The 18,766-nt window shown below is 45.3% G+C and carries 4 protein-coding genes; all 4 read left to right on the forward strand.

Translation table 11 applies throughout. The features are described 5' to 3' along the window. Nucleotides 1-54 precede the first annotated feature (54 nt). The 4 genes from BM156_RS02955 (at nt 55) to BM156_RS02970 (ending at nt 18,739) form a co-directional block, all read left to right on the forward strand. Nucleotides 55-15,579: a fibrobacter succinogenes major paralogous domain-containing protein gene (locus BM156_RS02955; protein WP_093918325.1), complete on the forward strand. Its 15,525-nt coding sequence runs from the start codon at nt 55-57 to the stop codon at nt 15,577-15,579. A gap of 111 nt (nt 15,580-15,690) precedes the next feature. Continuing rightward, nucleotides 15,691-17,124, forward strand: coding sequence for a redoxin domain-containing protein (locus BM156_RS02960; RefSeq protein WP_093918326.1), 1,434 nt, complete (start codon nt 15,691-15,693; stop codon nt 17,122-17,124). 588 nt (nt 17,125-17,712) lie between these two features. Beyond that, nucleotides 17,713-18,168: a LytTR family DNA-binding domain-containing protein gene (locus BM156_RS02965; protein WP_170846839.1), complete on the forward strand. Its 456-nt coding sequence runs from the start codon at nt 17,713-17,715 to the stop codon at nt 18,166-18,168. 58 nt (nt 18,169-18,226) lie between these two features. Continuing rightward, nucleotides 18,227-18,739, forward strand: a complete 513-nt coding sequence (locus BM156_RS02970) for a TrmH family RNA methyltransferase (protein ID WP_093918328.1) — start codon at nt 18,227-18,229, stop codon at nt 18,737-18,739. Nucleotides 18,740-18,766 lie beyond the last annotated feature (27 nt).

Raw genomic sequence — 18,766 nt, forward strand, 5'->3', positions numbered from 1 at the left:
GCTGAACGTGTTTGAAAGGCGGGCGATGAACGGGGTTGGAAGAATTGAAACGACATGAAAAAGATAAATACTGAACTGAAACAACATATAATTACCCAAGATCATTTTGACAGGAAGAACGAGTGTCCTTCATGGTTTGTCAATATGCTATGGCTGTTTTTGTTGAGTGTGCTTCCGTTGGCAGCATTCAGTCAGACAGATTATTTCCAGGTGAATGAAGGAATTCCGCATTTGCCGGTTTTTGAAACGACAGCAACAGTTCCCACTCCGCAGCAAGGAATGTTGGTTTACAGTGTTGCCGACCATAAACCGATGATGTACGATGGCGGTGGCTGGGTTGATCTGTGCTCAGTTCATAGCGATGTGCCAACTCCCGAAGATTTTTTTGTCGTTAAAGATGGAATTCCATACATCCCTGCCAAAGAGAATTTCCCGGTAGGGCATGTGCCCGGAGCGATTTTCTATTCCCTGCAGAATCAGTCAGTCGTTCTTTCAGATGGAAAGGAGTGGCATAATCTCCAAGAGCTGTATCAGGCAGAGTTATCGGACTATCCCGGTTTTTCAACCAGTTCCTCGGTCAAGGTGTGTCAGCTGCCGGTTCTTGGTACTGATCCAACCGAGGCTTTAACGGGTGATATTTACTTGAGCTCGACGGAACGGTCCTTGCGTTTTTTTGATGGAACGGCTTGGCAGAATGTCGAATGCCGGGCATTGGTTATCACTAGCCCGGTAAAGGACTATGACGGTTGGGTGGCTAAAGGAGGTGGTGAGGTTTTGAACACGGAGGGCAAGCTGATCTCAAAAGCAGGTATTTGCTGGGGATTTATTGCTAATCCAGATACATCATTGGCATCAAAAACAGTTCAACTGCCAGAGGCTGATGGCACTTTTATCAGCGAATTGACCGACTTGCTTCCTAAAACAACCTATTATGTTCGGGCTTATGCCGTTGTTGATGGCGAGCTGATTTATGGTGAGAATGTTACTTTTTCTACTTCGGTTCGAATACCAACCATCATCACTTTGGAAATTAGTGAACTGACAAGTATGTCGGCCAAGAGTGGGGGAGACATCACTTCGGATGGAGGAGCACTTGCAGTAACGAAGCGAGGCATTATCTGGAGTGATCAAGGAGATCCGCTGGATGATCCGGATGTTATCAAAACGGATGATGGTTCGGGGGTGGGGCAGTATCCAAGTACGCTGACTGAGCTTTTGGGAAATACCACCTACTATGTTCGGGCTTATGCGATCAACAGTGCTGGTACGGCCTATGGCAACCTGATTGAATTTACAACGCCTGACCCAATTGCTCCGGAGTTAAACATGACTATTGAGGTGAACAACGTTACGGCGACAACAGCTGTTGGAAAAGGTGCAATTGTAAATAATGGTGGTGCTTTGATTTCAGAACGTGGAGTTTGTGTAAGCACAGACCGGGAAAACTATATTTACTTCCCGTCTGCCGATCTGGAAGATTTGGATCATGGTTCATTTTTGGCTGATCTGACCGGACTGATTCCGGGAACAACCTATTATGCAAAAGCCTATGCGAAAAACAGGGCAGGCATTGGCTACAGCAGTGAGATTAGTTTTGTAACGGCCTTACCAGTGGAGTTAACAACCATAGAGCCTTATGATATTACAGGATCATCGGCCATGAGTGGAGGAGAGGTGACCGATGTTGGTGGCTATGAGATTGTTCGAAAAGGGATTTGTTGGAGTACCGAAAAGGATCCTACAGTTGACCTAGCCACCAGAACAAGCGAACCGTTAACCGGAGATGGACTGGGCCGTTTTGATAGCAAATTGACGAACCTTGAACTGGGAACAAAATACTATGTACGGGCTTATGCAGAAAATGCGGCCGGCCTGTTTTACGGAAATCTGGATAGTCTGGTGACCTTGGATGTCCCATCCGTGGTAACCTTGGAGCCGGGAGCGCTTTTTGAGAACTCGGGTGTTGGGGGTGGAAATGTGCTGAGTGACGGAGGAAGCGAAGTGACAACGCGTGGGGTTTGCTGGAGCACTCATGAAAATCCAACCATCTATTCGTCACACACGACGGATGGCAGTGGGCTTGGTCTTTTTACCAGTATATTGACAGGCTTGGAAGATCGGGTGACTTACTATGTGAGAGCTTATGCCCGCAACAGTGTCGGGATTGGTTATGGCGAGAATAAGGAGTTTACAATCATTCCGGAAGCTCCGAAAATTGTTACCCTTGAGGCAACTGAAATCACCAGTATTTCGGCTCAAAGTGGCGGAGATATTACCAGCAATGGTGGTAGTCCAATCACGGCTCGTGGAATTATCTGGAGTGTTGTCAGCGATCCGTTGACTGATCCGGAAGCGATTAAAACTGATGATGGGTCGGGAGTTGGTATTTTCCCAAGTACTTTAACACCACTACTCGGAAGTACGGTATACTATGTCCGGGCCTATGCAGTGAATAGCTATGGAAAATCATATGGAAACCTGGTGGTATTCAAGTCGCTTCCACCAGTGCCCCCTGCATTGAGCTCTGCTTCAATTTTTATAACCGATATAACTGATGTGGCAGCCGTTGGAACGATGGAAATCCTGAACAATGGTGGAGCTCCGGTGACTGCACGAGGGGTTTGTATCAGTACGGATCGGGTCAACTATCAATACTTTCCTTCAGGAACAACGAATATTACCGACATTGGAGTATTTGCCAGTGAGTTAACTGGGTTGACTCCCGGAACAACTTATTATGCCAAAGGTTATGCAACCAATAGTGCCGGGACTGGCTACAGCAGCGAAACCAGTTTTGTGACAGCAACCCATGCTTCAATTTTAACAACAGAGCCTTACGATGTAACCCAAACAATGGCTCAAAGTGGTGGTACCATTTACGATATTGGGAATTCCGTGATTAAAGAATGGGGGGTTTGTTGGGATGTTGCACCGGAGCCTACAATTGATGGTTCTTCCCGAACTTCAGATCCGGTTAATGAAACAGGATTGGGGCCTTTTTCAAGCAGCCTTTCCGGGCTGACTCCGGAGAAAACTTATTACGTAAGAGCTTATGCCATTAATGCTGCGGGAGTTTCCTATGCTGATCAATATAGTTTTACAACCTTGGCAACCACCCTGCCGGAAGTGAGTACAATTGATGTGATCAACATTGGTGGAATTCAGGCAGAAGGACGGGGAAAAGTTAGCAATGATGGCGGGCTTGAGGTTACGGAAAGAGGGATTTGTTGGAGTACTCATGAAAACCCAACGATTGTCGATCAGCATGCTGAAAGTGGAACAGGAGTTGGCAATTTCTCTGTTGCGTTGATCAATCTTGAGCCGGGAACTCATTATTATGCACGAGCCTATGCGATTAACAACATGGGAATTGCTTATGGAGATGCTTATCATTTTCAAACGCCGCTACCAGCTGTTGTTCGCACACTTAAACCAGAAGCTGTGGAAAGTAGTATTGCCAATGGAGGTGGAGAAGTTATTAGCGATGGTGGAGATTCCGTGACTACGCGTGGAGTTTGCTGGAGTATTTTTAGGCATCCAACCCTGGAAGATGACTTTACGGTTGATGGCTCCGACTTGGGCTTCTTTTCCAGCAAGCTCACCGGTATGTTGGGGGGAACCAAATATTTTGTTCGGGCCTATGCCGAAAACAGTGCGGGAGTAGCCTATGGTAACATGGACAGCCTGCAAACCAAAACACCAGTTGTACCCACTGTTGAAACGGTAAGTGTTGCCAATGCTTCAGGAGATCGGGCTGTTGCCTGGGGAAAACTGCTTGATCATGGTGGTTCTGAAGTTATTGATCGCGGAATTTGCTGGAGTAAAGCACCCATCCCAACTTTGGATGACGATTACATTGCCTGCGGAGATGGAATGGGCGAGTTTTCTGGAATACTGACAGGTCTGACGAAAGGTGAAACCTATTATGTTCGGGCTTACGCCAAAAACCATGTTGGGATATCCTATGGCGAACAACTGGAGTTTTTTACAGCGTCATTGGCAACAATTATCACTTCTCCGATTTCTTCGGTAACTGGTATTTCCGCCGTCGGAGGAGGAACAATCACCAGCGATGGCGGTGCAGAGGTCACGTCAAGCGGGATCTGCTGGAATACAACAGGCAACCCTACGGTTTGGAATGAACACACGACCTGTGGCATAGGTATTGGTGAGTTTATCCATACGATGACTGGATTGATGGCGAACACAACCTATTATGTTCGGGCTTATGCAACCAATGCTGCCGGAACGGTCTATGGCAATGAAGTTCGGTTTATTTCGGGACCACCTGAATTTGCTGTGGTGAAAACCATTACCTCTAAAAGTGGTGCGGATGGCCGGACGGGCTATAGTGGTGGAAATGTGATCAGCAATGGCGGAACGAAACTGTTATCGGGAGGTGTTTGCTGGAGTAAGGTGTCAGGCTTTATTCCAGATACTGTCGTGGTTAATCGAACTTCTAAAAGTGCGTCAGGAAGTTTCACCTCAACTTTGGAAAACCTTCAGCCAAATACCACCTATTTTGTGCGTGCCTTTGTCGTGAATGAAGTGGGTATTTCTTATGCCGAGAATGAACTTAGCTTTACAACCAACAGTATTCCTGAAGTGATAACTACCAAGCCGGTGCTGGCTTCCATTACAAGTACTTCGGTTGATGTTGGTGGAGAGGTTGTTGCTGACGGAGGAAGTCCGGTAACGGCAAGTGGGGTGTGTTGGAGTACGGATATTGATCCAAAGCTGGGTGAAACAAATTACGTTTCGAATGGGCCGGGCTTGGGAAGCTTCACCAGTAAAATCAATGATTTGATGGGGAGCACCACTTATTATGTTCGCGCCTATGCGATCAATAAGGTTGGTATTGCTTATGGAAATGTCGAGAGCTTCCAAACGAAACCTCCGGTGTTAGCCACCATCATTACGGATCCTGTTCGGTTGAACTCTTCCACTTCAGTAACAGGGGGAGGAACAATCACCAGCCACGGAGGCGCTTTGGTGACAACACGCGGCTTGGTGTGGTGCACCGAGCCAAACTTCAGAACAGATACCATTCAATTTAACCGGACTGCAACCACCGGGTATTTTATTGGGAGCTTTACCGATGTTATTTCAAAACTGATTCCGAACACGGTTTACTACGTGAAAGCCTATGTTGAGAACAGTGTTGGCTTTGCTTATGGCGATGAAGTGAGCTTTAAGACGCCAGTCGTCCCTCGTTTAACAACAGCCTTTACAAAAGCAACCGGAAGTACCACAGCAACAAGTGGAGGAACAATTTCGGATGATGGAGGTGCCCGAGTGGTTGAGCGCGGGGTGGTATGGAGCAAAGAGGCAACTTTCGATCCGGATACCGTTGTGGTCAACAAAACGACCAACGGAAGTGGAGTCGGCGCTTTTGTTAGTTATCTGAAAGGACTTAAGGGAAGCACCACCTACTTCATTCAGGCTTATGCCAGAAACATTGCCGGAACAGCTTATGGCAATATGTTGAGTTTTATTACCGACCCGCCAACACTTCCGGTTTTAAAAACGCGGAGAGCATGGAATGTTTATGGTACAACGGCCTATAGTGGTGGTTACATTTCGGAGAATGGAGGCGAACCAATTACAACCCGAGGAATTGTTTGGAGCACCGAGGCTGGCTTTGACCCGGACACCGTGGTGGTGAATAAAGTGGCTCAGCCCGGAACGGGCATTGGGTATTTTACAACCAGCCTGACGGAATTAGAACGAGGAACAACTTATTATATCCGGGCTTTTGCCGTGAATAGTGTCGGCATTGCTTATGGCGATGAACTTAGCTTTACCACTCTGGACTTTGCAGAAGTGGTAACCTCTGAAATCATTCCATCAGAATCGGGAGGTACGGCATCGGGTGGTGGCGAAATTTTGAGTGATGGAGGAACCCGGGTTTGGAACCAAGGGGTTTGCTGGAGCATCGCTTCGAATCCGACAATCAGCTTACACACCAAAACAACTTACGACCGTGTGACCAATGGTGTTTTTAACAGCCGCTTAACCGGGCTGGATCCGGTGACAACTTACTTTGTTCGAGCCTACGCAACCAATAATCAGGGAACAGCTTATGGCGAAGAGTTGAGTTTCACCACTCCTCCGGTATTGCCAACCATCACAACAAACTATGTAATTATAACCTCAACCTCAAGCGTGCTTACCGGCGGCGACATTTCTTTTGATGGCGGTGCTGATGTGATTGAGCGCGGAGTGGTTTGGAGTTCGAATGCCAATTTTGATCCGGATACAGTTGTCGTTAATAAAACGCTGGACGGAGAAGGAATGGGTACCTTTACGAGTGTGGTTAATGGAATGAATATGAGCATGACCTATTACATTCGTGCTTATGCCACCAATAGTGTGGGAACAGCTTTTGGAAACCAGGTTGAGGTCACCATCTTCCCTACGGCCCCGCGGCTGAACACCATTGATATCACTTCAATTGGTGGTTACACGGCAATCAGTGGAGGGGAGATTACCAGTGATGGGGGAGCTGATGTTACCTTGAAAGGAATTTGTTGGAGTACAGAGCACAACCCAACAACAGCCAACAGTAGAACTTACAACGGCTCGGGAACGGATACCTATGAGGGTAAATTGACCGGGCTAAAACCCAACACTCTTTATTATGTGCGGGCTTATGCCATCAACAAAATTGGAACGGCCTATGGGGTTGAAAAATCTTTCCTGACTGATGCTTTCCCGACCCTGATTGCCACTCACCCGGTGACGGATATTATTGCGACAACAGCGACTAGTGGTGGTGAAATCACCGATGACGGGCGGACACCGATTTTGGCTCGGGGCGTTTGCTGGAGTATTTATACACAGCCAACAATTTCGTTGACCACTAAAACGGAGGATAAGAGCGATCCGAATATCGGCAGCTTTGTTGCCCACATGACTGGAATGAAACCGGAGACTCAATATTATGTCCGGTCTTATGCCACCAATGCGGTAGGAACAAGCTATGGAAGTCAGGTATCATTCAAAACCCTACCTGTTATGCTACCAATGGTAAATACCATGCCTGCAAGTGCGGTCGATAGCACTCATGCAGTTTGCGGTGGAGAGGTGTTGAATGATGGCGGAATGCCGGTTAGTGTGCGTGGTGTTTGCTGGGGATTGACCAAAGATTTAACGGTGGAAACAGCAGCGCGGGTGAATGATGCTGAAGGAGGACTGGGCGTATTTGCCAATCCAATTTCAGGAATGTTGCCTGGAACAAAATACTACTTCAGAGCTTTTGCGACCAACACATTGGGGCCAGCGTATGGCACAATTGACAGTTTGGTGACGGAGGCCATAAGACCAACGGTTACAGTGGTGGCTATTTCAAACCTGACGATGACTACTGCTGACGCTTTTGCTGCAGTAATTACTGATGGAGGAGAGCCGGTGACCGACCGGGGAATTTACTGGAATACGACTGGAGAAAATCCAAGCTTGCCAATGCCGGCTGACAGTATGATTTCATTGGGAGTTGGAGAACCGGAAATTGAAGGAACGATTGATAACCTTCAGCCCAACACAACTTATTACGTATGGGCCTATGCGACCAACAAAGTCGGAACTCGTTTTAGTCCTCGGCCAGTTTCGGTAACCACACCAACACTGCCAACAGTAACTACGACGGAGCCCAAATCAATTGCTCGTTATTCTTCAGTATGTGGCGGAGCAGTGGTTAATGAAGGTGGCGTTCCGGTAACCATCCGGGGAGTTTGCTATAGCAAGTTTGGAACTCCAACAGAAGATAGCTTGCACGTAGAAACTGCTACTGGAGGACTTGGCGCATTTTCGTTGGATGTTGCCGATTTGGATGAGGGAACAAAATACTATGTCCGCGCTTATGCGGTCAACAGCATGGGGACAGGTTATGGTGAGCTGGATAGCTTGCTGACCTTAACGATCCCAACGGTTGAGACACTTCCTGCCGATTCAATCTGGAGCTCGGGGGCAACCAATGGTGGTAATGTGCTTGCCGATGGCGGGGCAATGGTGATTCTTCGAGGCGTTTGCTGGAGCAGTGACACTATCCCGACGATCGATCTACTTACAAGAACAAAAAATGGAAGTGGTTTGGGTGAGTTCGAGTCATTAATTGGTGGACTGACTCATGCTACAGCTTATTATATCCGGGCTTATGCGACCAATAGCTTAGGAACAGCCTATGGCGAAGTAGATACCATTGTGACTGCCCCGGTTATTCCAACCTTGGGAGCTGTTTCTCTGGAAGCGGTGGATGATACCACTCAGGTTGGAACGGCAGAAGTTCTTGATGATGGTGGCGCCGAAGTTACCGAACGAGGCTTGGTGTGGAATACAGATGGAACACCTACTTTGGAAGATCATGTAATCACAAATGAAGAGGCGAATATTGGTGCATTTAGTGATACGATTCGAGGATGGGTTGAAGGACCAACATACTATGTTCGGGCTTACGCGACCAACAGTGCCGGAACAGCTTACGGTCCTGATATTAGTAGCAAGAGTTGTCCAACGGCTTTTACGGTTATGCATGTCGAAGGATTTAACGGTGCTCCTGAAACGAAAACGGTGGTTTACCATTCTGTTAGTTCATCGTTGTCTGGTGATTTGAGGTGTTGGTTGACTCAGAACCTGGGGGCCGATCAGCAGCCCACTTCAATGAATGATGCATCAGAAAAATCTGCCGGTTGGTATTGGCAGTTTAACCGGGCTCAGGGCTATAAATACGATGGAAGTCGCGAGCCTTCAAATGCATGGACCCCCTGGATCAGTAGTATTTCTCAAAGCTCTAGCTGGACGGCTGGCAATGACCCTTGTAACTTGTTGCTGGGCTTGGGCTGGCGAATCCCGACTTCGACTGAATGGGCCAATGCAGATGGTGCTCCACAAAACTGGGCCAATGGAGCTGACGCTTTTGACTCAGAATTAGAATTACACTCGGCAGGAATGCTGAACTATAGCAATGGAGTATTAACTGGTCGGGGAAGTTATGGCCGGTACTGGGGAAGTACTCAAAATAGTTCGAGTAGGGGGTATGCTCTTGATTTAAACGGTGGTAGTAAATTGACTTATTTCTCAAAAGCTTATGCGTTTCCGTTGCGGTGTATTCGTGATGGAATTACAGTGTCGCCGGCTTCGGTTAGTAATGTTGTCGTTCCGGATTCAACCATCACAGAAACCTCAGCAACAGCTATTGCCACGGTAATTTCCGATGGAGGGGCAGTGGTAACCGAACGAGGATTATGCTGGAGTACAACTGGCACCCCTACCGTGGATGATAACCTTATTCCAAGCGGATCGGGTAAAGGGACCTTTAAAGAATTACTCTCCAATCTGGAAGAAGGGACAACCTATTATGTGCGGGCTTATGCGGTGAATTCAGAAGGGACTGCCTACAGCCCGAAAGTAACAAGCTTCCAGCTTTGTCCGGTAAACTTTGAAGTCATTCATACCGAAGGGCTGAATGGAGCTCCCGTGTCGAAGACCGTGGTGTACAGTTCGGTGAATACCAAATTATCTGGGAAGTCTGCTTGCTGGTTGACACAAAACCTGGGTGCCAGCAAACAGCCGGATTCAGCAACCGACGGAAGTGAGGCCGCAGCCGGTTGGTATTGGCAGTTTAACCGTTCGCAAGGCTATAAGTACGATAAAACCAGGGTTCCGGCTAATAGTTGGACCCCATGGATAACAAGTATTTCGGAAAACGTAAACTGGTCTCCGGCTAATGATCCCTGTAACTTATTGCTGGGCTTGGGATGGCGGATTCCAACCAAAACAGAGTGGACAAATGCAGACAATGTGCCTCAATATTGGACAACGGCTGCAGACGCTTATAATTCAGAGCTCAAATTGCATTTGGCAGGCTACCTGAGTTACAACGCAGGTGCTATTACTAATCGAGGAAGTTATGGATACTATTGGGCCAGCGACCGCTATAATTCTTCAAATGGAAACGGACTGTATTTGTATAGCTCAAACAGTAGTGTAACTTATTTCAACAAGGCCAATGCTTTTCCATTAAGGTGTATTCGCGATGCCTTGGTTAAGTCGATTCCTGTTGTCAGTGAGGTGACCATCCCAACAGAAACCATGACTGAAAACTCAGCCGATGGAACAGCAACCGTTGCTTCCAACGGAGGGGTGCCGGTTTCAGAAAGAGGCTTGTGTTGGAGTACAACAAACAAAATTCCAACAATCGAAGATGAGGTGATTAAGGCCGGTGGAGGTACCGGAACCTTTACCAAAACGATAACTGGTCTTCAAGAAGGACCGACTTATTATGTACGGGCTTATGCCACCAATGAGGTGGGTACAGCCTACAGTCCTAAGGTTACCAGCTTTAAAATTTGTCCTGTTGAATTTGACGTCATTCACACTGCGGGCTTAAACGGGGCCGCCGAAAGCAAGGTGGTTACCTATCATTCGGTAAGTACCAATATTTCTGGAGAGGCAGCATGCTGGTTGACCCAGAACCTGGGTGCTGATCAGCAGGCTAAAGCATACAACGATAATTCGGAAGCCTCGGCCGGTTGGTATTGGCAGTTTAACCGTGCGCAAGGCTATAAGCCAGTTGGGTCATCCTACAGTCCTAAAGATGCTTGGGCTTCATGGACTTCCAGTATATCGGAAAGTATAAACTGGTCATCTGCTAACGATCCTTGTAATCGACTACTTGGGTTGGGATGGCGTATTCCAACCAAAGCCGAATGGGAAACAGCGGATGCGGCACCTCAGTTTTGGGCCAATGCCCAAGAAGCTTATGCTTCAGTTCTGAAACTACATTTGGGCGGTGATTTAAATTATAGTTCAGGTGGAATTCAGAATCGTGGAGCTTATGGCTATTACTGGGCAAGCACCCAAAATTCATCATCATCCGGATTTAATTTATACCTGAATAGCAGTACTAGTTTGGTGAATTATAACAACAAAGCTTATGCATTTCCTTTGCGTTGTATTCGTAAAGACATGGTCTTGTCGGTGCCCCAACTCAGCAAAGTTGAAGTGCCGGTTGAAGAAATGACTTCATCGTCAGCTAAAGGAACAGCAGTGGTTACAACAGACGGAGGAGCTAAAGTAACATCTCGGGGACTTTGCTGGAATACCACTGGCGAACTGCCAACAACCGATGACAGCTCAGTTGAAGTAGGAGACGGTCTTGGCTCTTTTACTGGGTTGATTCAGCCACTTCGGGAGGGAATCACTTACTACGTGCGTGCCTTTGCCATCAATAGCCAGGGAACCGGCTACAGCCAGGAAGTAACAAGCTTTATGATTTGCCCGACAAACTTTGAGGTGATCCATACAGCAGGATTGAATGGAGCTGCCGAAACCAAAACAGTAACTTACAATTCGGTGAGTACCAATATTTCTGGACAGGCAGCTTGCTGGCTGACTCAAAACCTGGGTGCTGACGAATCACCAGAAGCTTACAATGATGGTTCCGAAGCGTCGGCTGGATGGTACTGGCAGTTCAATCGTCTGCAAGGCTATAAGCCGGTTGGTAGTTCTTACATTCCAAATAATGATTGGACGAGTTGGGTGTCTGGTATTTCTGAAAGCAGCTCTTGGAGAGCAGATCGTGATCCTTGTAATGCCTTGTTAGGATTGGGATGGCGTATTCCAACGGCAACCGAATGGACAAAAGCAGATGCCGCACCTCAATACTGGTTGAATGCATCGCAGGCTTATAATTCTGTTTTGAAACTTCACTTGGCTGGAGATTTAAACTACTCCTCAGGTGCCTTGCAAAATAGAGGAGCCTATGGTTATTATTGGAGTAGTACTCAAAATTCATCATCAACTGGATTTAATTTATATCTGAATAGAAGTACCAGTCTTGTTAATTATAATAATAAGGCTTATGGATTTTCATTACGCTGTATTCGAGATAAGGTTGTTATTACCACTCCTAAAGTGAGTAATGTGACCATTGTGGCGGAAGCCATGACTGAAAGCACGGCAACGGGAACTGCAACAGTGACAAATGATGGCGGTGCTGAAGTCACTGACCGTGGATTGTGTTGGAACACGACAGGTAGCCCAACAATTGAGGATAGTAAAATTTCATCGGGTGATGGTGTTGGTTTGTTTACTCGTACCATTGGAGGTTTGAAAGAAGGGCCGACCTATTATGTTCGGGCCTATGCCACCAATAGCGAAGGAACGGCATACAGTCCGTTGGATGCTTCATTTAAAATTTGTCCGGCCGTGTTCGATATTATCCATACCGCTGGGGTCAATGGTGCTCCGGTAAATAAAACCGTTCGGTACCATTCGGTTAGTTCCAATATTTCAGGTAAATCAGCTTGTTGGTTGACTCAGAACCTGGGTGCTGATCATCAGGCTGAATCGGTTTCAGATAATTCGGAGGCAGCAGCTGGCTGGTATTGGCAATTTAATCAACGGCAAGGCTATAAGAATGATGGCAGTGGTTACGTGCCTCATGACGAATGGACAAGCTGGACTTCCAGTATCTCTCAAAGTGCAAACTGGTCGTTGACTAACGATCCTTGTAACTTACTATTGGGATTGGGTTGGCGTATTCCAACTCGGGCAGAATGGACGAATGCCGATGCGGCTCCACAATATTGGGTTAATGCTTCTGATGCTTATAAATCGGTGTTGAAGCTACACTTAGCAGGTGATTTAAATTATGGATCAGGAGGAGTTGAAAATAGAGGAGCTTATGGTTATTATTGGGGTAGTACTCAAAATTCATCATCGACTGGATTTAATTTATATCTGAATGGTAGTACCAGCCTTGTCAACTATAATAATAAGGCCTACGCATTTCCTTTGCGTTGTATTCGTGAGGCGATTGTAAGAACACCTCCAACAGTTAGTAATGTTGAGGTACCTACTTCCGGAATGACACCAACAACGGCAGAGGGGACAGCAGTGGTTACCACGGATGGAGGAGCACGGGTTTTGTCAAGAGGTTTGTGTTGGAATATTACAGGGGAAAAACCAACACTGGACCACAATGTGGTGGAAGTTGGGAGTGGCTTGGGAAGTTATACAGGACTAATCAATAACCTTAATGAAGCAGATACTTATTATGTTCGGGCTTATGCCACCAATAGCGAAGGAACCGACTATAGTCCGGAGGTGACAACATTCAAAATATGTCCTTTTGAGTTTAAAGTAATCCATACCGAAGGACTGAATGGAGCACCGGAAACAAAAACAGTTACTTACCACTCCATCAGCTCAAATATATCTGGAAAATCGGCTTGTTGGTTGACTCAAAACTTGGGATCAGATCAACAGCCTAAGGCGGTTAATGATGCTTCGGAAGCTTCGGCGGGCTGGTATTGGCAGTTTAATCGCTTGCAAGGATATAAGTATGATGGAGGAAGGATTCCATCAGATGCCTGGGTGAGTTGGACTTCAAGTATATCCGAAAGTTGGAACTGGGCTGCTGGAAACGATCCATGTAATAAGTTAATTGGTTTGGGTTGGCGTATTCCAACTCGGGCAGAATGGACCAATGCCGATGCTGCTCCTCAGTATTGGACCAGTGCTGCCGATGCTTATAATTCGGTGTTGAAGCTACACTTAGCAGGTGATTTAAATTATGGATCAGGAGGAGTTGAAAATAGAGGAGCTTATGGTTATTATTGGAGTAGTACTCAAAATTCATCATCGACTGGGTATAATTTATATCTGAATGGTAGTAGCAGCTTTGTTAATTATAATAATAAAGCCTATGCATATCCCATCCGTTGTATCCGAGATGAAGTTTCGATTACCATTTCGGAAGTGAGCGATGTGGAGATACCAACGAAAGATATGACGGCTAATTCAGCCGAAGGAACAGCTACGGTTGCTTCAACTGGTGGCGCAGCGGTAACCGAACGGGGATTCTGTTGGAATACAACTGGCAAACCAACAACTGCAGATCATAAGGTTGTTGTTGGCAATGGCACAGGACTGTTTACCGGAACACTGGAGGGTTTGAGTGAAGGGCCAACCTATTTTGTTCGGGCCTATGCCATCAATAGTAAGGGAACGGCCTACAGTAAGACAGTGACCAGTTTTAAGATTTGTCCTGTAGAGTTTGATGTAATTCATACCGAAGGATTGGATGGCGCTCCTGTGAGTAAAATTGTTACCTACGGCTCCATTAGCTCAAACATTTCAGGAAAGGCAGCTTGCTGGTTGACTCAAAACCTGGGAGCTGATCGACAAGCAACATCGGTAAGTGATAATTCAGAAGCTGCAGCTGGTTGGTATTGGCAATTTAACCGTTTGCAAGGCTATAAGCAAAACGGATCTTATTATTATCCGGCTCCGGCATGGAGGTCCTGGACTTCCAGCATCTCGGAAAGTGCGAACTGGAGTTTGTACAATGATCCTTGCAGTCGTTTGTTAGGCTTGGGATGGCGAATCCCAACCAGGGCAGAATGGATCAATGCTGATGCTCCACCTCAATATTGGCAGAATGCCAACGATACGTATAATTCTGTTTTGAAACTGCATTTAGCGGGGTACTTGTATTATTCCAATGGTGTGCTTAGAGATCGAGGTTCCTCTGCTCATTATTGGAGTAGTAATCAAAACTCAAGCTCAACAGGATTTAGGTTGTATCTTAACAGTAATTCGAGTGTTATTAATTATGAGAATAAAGCCTCTGCCTTCCCATTAAGATGTATCCGGGATGAAGTAAAAGTTACGATTCCTTCAGTAAGTAATATTGCGGTTCCAACTTCAACAATAACAATGACAACAGCTGCTGGAACAGCAACTGTGACGATAACTGGAGGAGCCGAAGTGACCGAAAGAGGTTTGTGCTGGAATACAACCGGAAGTCCGACCATTGCTGATAACAAAGTACTGGCAGGCAATGGTATTGGAAGTTTTACCGGAACAATGGCTGGCTTGCAGGAAGGACCTACTTATTATGTCCGGGCTTATGCAACCAATAAGGCAGGAACGGCATACAGTCCGGAGGTGACCAGTTTCAAGGTGTGTAAAAAAGCATTTTCAGTGACCCATACCAAAGGAGTCAATGGAGCAGCAGAAAGTAAAACGGTCACTTACCATTCCATCAGCAGTACAATATCAGGACAGGCTGCTTGCTGGTTAACGCAAAACCTGGGAGCAGATCGGCAGGCATCAGCAGTCAACGATAACTCATCGGCAGCGGCCGGTTGGTATTGGCAGTTTAACCGCTCGCAAGCTTATAAGTATGAAGGAACAAGGCAACCTGCTACGGGCTGGGTTTCGAGTATTTCTGAAAGTACTCATTGGAGTATTAACAACGATCCATGCCGATTGTTGTTGGGAGGGGCGTGGCGCATTCCAACCTCAACGGAATGGGTGAATGCTGATGCGCCTCCGCAATACTGGTTGAGTTCAAACGATGCTTTCAAATCGGTATTGAAGCTTCACCAGGCTGGTTATCTTTATTATTCGAATGGGGTTCTTCGCGATCGTGGTTCCTTTGCTCATTATTGGAGCAGTAACCAAAACTCAAGTTCAACAGGATTTAGGTTGTATCTTAACAGTGGTGCGAGTGTGATCAATTATGAGAATAAAGCTTATGCTTTCCCATTGCGATGCATAAAAGATAAATAGTCATTTTTAAGGAGTGCGAACTTCATATATTTGCACTCTAATTTGTCAAATCAATAGAAGAGGAAGTAAACTAGAATGGTTTACTAGAATCGATAACGAAAGGGTAATGAAATGAGAAATAGGAATTGTAGAAAGAACTTTGGGTGGTTGATCGGTTTGTTACTGATGCTTTGTTCTTCGAACTTGTATGCGGTTCAAGATTCAGTGAAGTTAACTGTTCGATTGCGGGGTGTTTACGATTCCAAAATAACCATTACACCCTATCGAAATGGCTTGTATAAGGAGCCGTTGAAAGAACTTGCAGGCGTGCAAACAGAAGTGACAATGGCCATTCCAAAAGCTTATCTTCCCGGACAATTTTTACTTCGAATGGATTATCGTAAGCAGGCTGCGGATCAACCGTACCCTTCTGAATTTATTTTCTTTTTGAATAAAGACGATTTAACCATTGGAATCAATCCATTGCACACGCAGCCGGATAGTGTTCGATTGAAGAACGATCAGGAAAATACCGCTTATTTCAGCTTCATGCAGGAGAATGTTGGGCGAAGACAACAGCTAATTATATTAGAACAAGTGCTTGCTGAATACCAGCCCAAAGGCAACCGGTTTTACCGCGATGTAGAAAAAGAGTTTGAGCAGAAACGAACGAAGTACAATGAGTGGATTGATCAGGAAATTGTGCAGAATCAAGATTTGTTTGTAAGCCGGATTTTTACTTTTCAGAAAGCGCCTGGGGTGGATTGGTATGCATCGCCAGAGGACCATTTGAAGCAGCAGGGCGAGCATTATTTTGATGAGATCGATTTTCAAGATACACTTTTGTTACGGACCCAGGCATTTAACCAATATGTAACTACTTATATGCGCATGTTTGGCATGCAGGCTACTTCCAAACCATTGCAGGATTCCTTGTTTACTTTGGCCGGCCGAATTGCCTGTGAAAAGGCTTCAGCAGGACATCCTAAAGTTTACGGCTGGATGGTTGATTACTTTTATCAGGGATTTGAAGCCTTGGCTATCGATCCGGGCATCAAAATGTTGGCCAAGCACATCCAGGATCCCCGTTGTTTAACCTCCAAAAAACAAGAAATCTTGCGCCGACTGGATGGGATGAAAAAGTTGGTTGTTGGTGCTAAGGCTCCAGCGTTTGAAGCTGAGATGGCCAATGAGATGCAAGTTCGTTTCAAGGGAATTTCGAAAGACAAGGATTATGGTTTGTTGGTCTTTTACGATTCAGCCTGTTTGCATTGTAAGGAATTACTCCGCAATCTCCATAAGTGGTATGCAGAACCAGAACATGCTGCTTGGCTTGATGTCATCACGTTGTCGGTTGATGATGTGCGATCCGATTGGGAGAGTTTTCATCGGGGTGAAGACTATGCGTGGACTGATTTATGGGCTTCAGGTGGCATTAATAGTCAATTGGCGAATGATTACTATATCTTATCAACGCCAGTTATGTTTATCATTGATGCCGAGAATAATATCTTACATTTGCCGCAATCCATTGATGAAGTTAACCAGTTTATCTTTGGAAATTAGTTGAACGTTTGTTTGATAAGTGAAATTATTAATTTGATTGCTCGAAAAGGTAGTTTGATCAATTAATTTTTGTTTTCTTTACAAGAGTTTTTGCATTTATCTTCTGTTGTGTAATTGTTGAAATGACCGTCTAACGCAGCAAATGAAGATATATAATTGCAAAAAACGAATTGTTTTTCTTGTGAAGGAGAAGTGCATTTTTGCACCGAAAGAAGTGTAACTAAAAGAATATTGATTTAAATAAAAGAGATTGATCGGCAGTTGGTTAATTGGTTTTTTCAGGCTGCCATTCATGAGATTTTTACAAGCGTGGACAATGATAACAGCAATGGCTAGTTTGCCAGGCTGACCTGCTATGCTTGTGTCTCGAGTTTAGCCTAACCAAAATTCACGGCCAACTGCAGTGGAAAGCAGAAGGTGTTTCGCTTGCTCATTTTGCTATAAGCTTATCTTTTTATTTGTGCGGGTATTCTTCTGTGTGAGTTTTTTTGAAACTTTCTGATTTCTTGTCGAGAACCTTGGACCAAGGAAAGCTTTTGGTAAAACGATTCATTCATTTATTGCTTTATGGTTAAAGATGGAAACTATATGCGCGAAACGCATGATTTGAAAGAGGAGCCGTTGGTGCTTAAAAATATCATTGTGTCGAAAGGGTTGAAGCAGCTAATCATTCCAATTCGAGAGATTTTCTATTTTTTTCATGAGAATAAGAATGTGTTTGCTGTAACTTCCGATAATGAAGTCTACTTTTGTGAATTAGGCTTGTCTGTTATTGAAAAGGAAATGTGTTCAGGCTTTTTTCGAATAAACAGGCAGATCATTATCAATCATAGAGCAATTAAATCATTTTCGTACATCGAGAACAACAAAATTGCGCTGAATGTGTGGTATGGTGAAGGCCGAAATATGATTGTTGGTAAAAACAAAGTTGCTAGTTTTAAAAAATGGATTATGTTTGACTGCTCTTGTGCTTCTGCAGAACCCATCGAAATGCCACAAAAACAGGTTCGAAATACCTTACTTCGAAAAGTACATTCAACCTAATTGGGGGAGTTTGAAGGCCTGGCGGAGCATTTAAAATTAACTATTTATACCGATCAGGATGGAAACAAATTCAGTCGCTTTTTTTCGCGATCAGAACTATCCGGAGTTGCCTTGTAAACCCATTGTGGCAGCCTGGAAAGTCAAAAATCCACAGAACGTTGGTAGCTTAATGCGCTTGACTGACAATGTGGGAGGAAACCGCTTAATCTTGTTGGATGACGAAAACCCCAAACGCGAAAGCTCCATTAAAAAAACAGCAGGACTGAGTTTTAACCATGTCGAGTTGGAGAAGATGGAGGCTTTGTCTTTTTTTGAGCAGATTCCCGAAGGATACCAGTGTGTTGCCCTGGAAACCAATGAACAATCAACGAATATTTTTACAACACCACTTCCTGGGCGTATTGTTTTTCTGCTCGGTAGTGAGATGCATGGTTTGCCGGAGGATTTAATTCGGCGGTGTTATCAAAGTGTTCATATTCCGATGACCGGGCTTTGTAAATCAATGAATATTTCACAAGCATTAGCTGTTGGCTTATTTGAGTGGCAACGTCAACAACTTTTTAATAGCTAGGTTTTCTTTTCATTGATTTTTTCTATT

This window comes from Sunxiuqinia elliptica (assembly GCF_900113005.1).
GTDB lineage: Bacteria > Bacteroidota > Bacteroidia > Bacteroidales > Prolixibacteraceae > Sunxiuqinia > Sunxiuqinia elliptica.

Bases quoted from the DNA above. Each gene is read 5' to 3' on its own strand.
- BM156_RS02970 (WP_093918328.1), top strand. From the start codon at position 18,227: ATGGAAACAAATTCAGTCGCTTTTTTTCGCGATCAGAACTATCCGGAG.
- BM156_RS02960 (WP_093918326.1), top strand. From the start codon at position 15,691: ATGAGAAATAGGAATTGTAGAAAGAACTTTGGGTGGTTGATCGGTTTG.
- BM156_RS02955 (WP_093918325.1), top strand. From the start codon at position 55: ATGAAAAAGATAAATACTGAACTGAAACAACATATAATTACCCAAGAT.
- BM156_RS02965 (WP_170846839.1), top strand. From the start codon at position 17,713: ATGCGCGAAACGCATGATTTGAAAGAGGAGCCGTTGGTGCTTAAAAAT.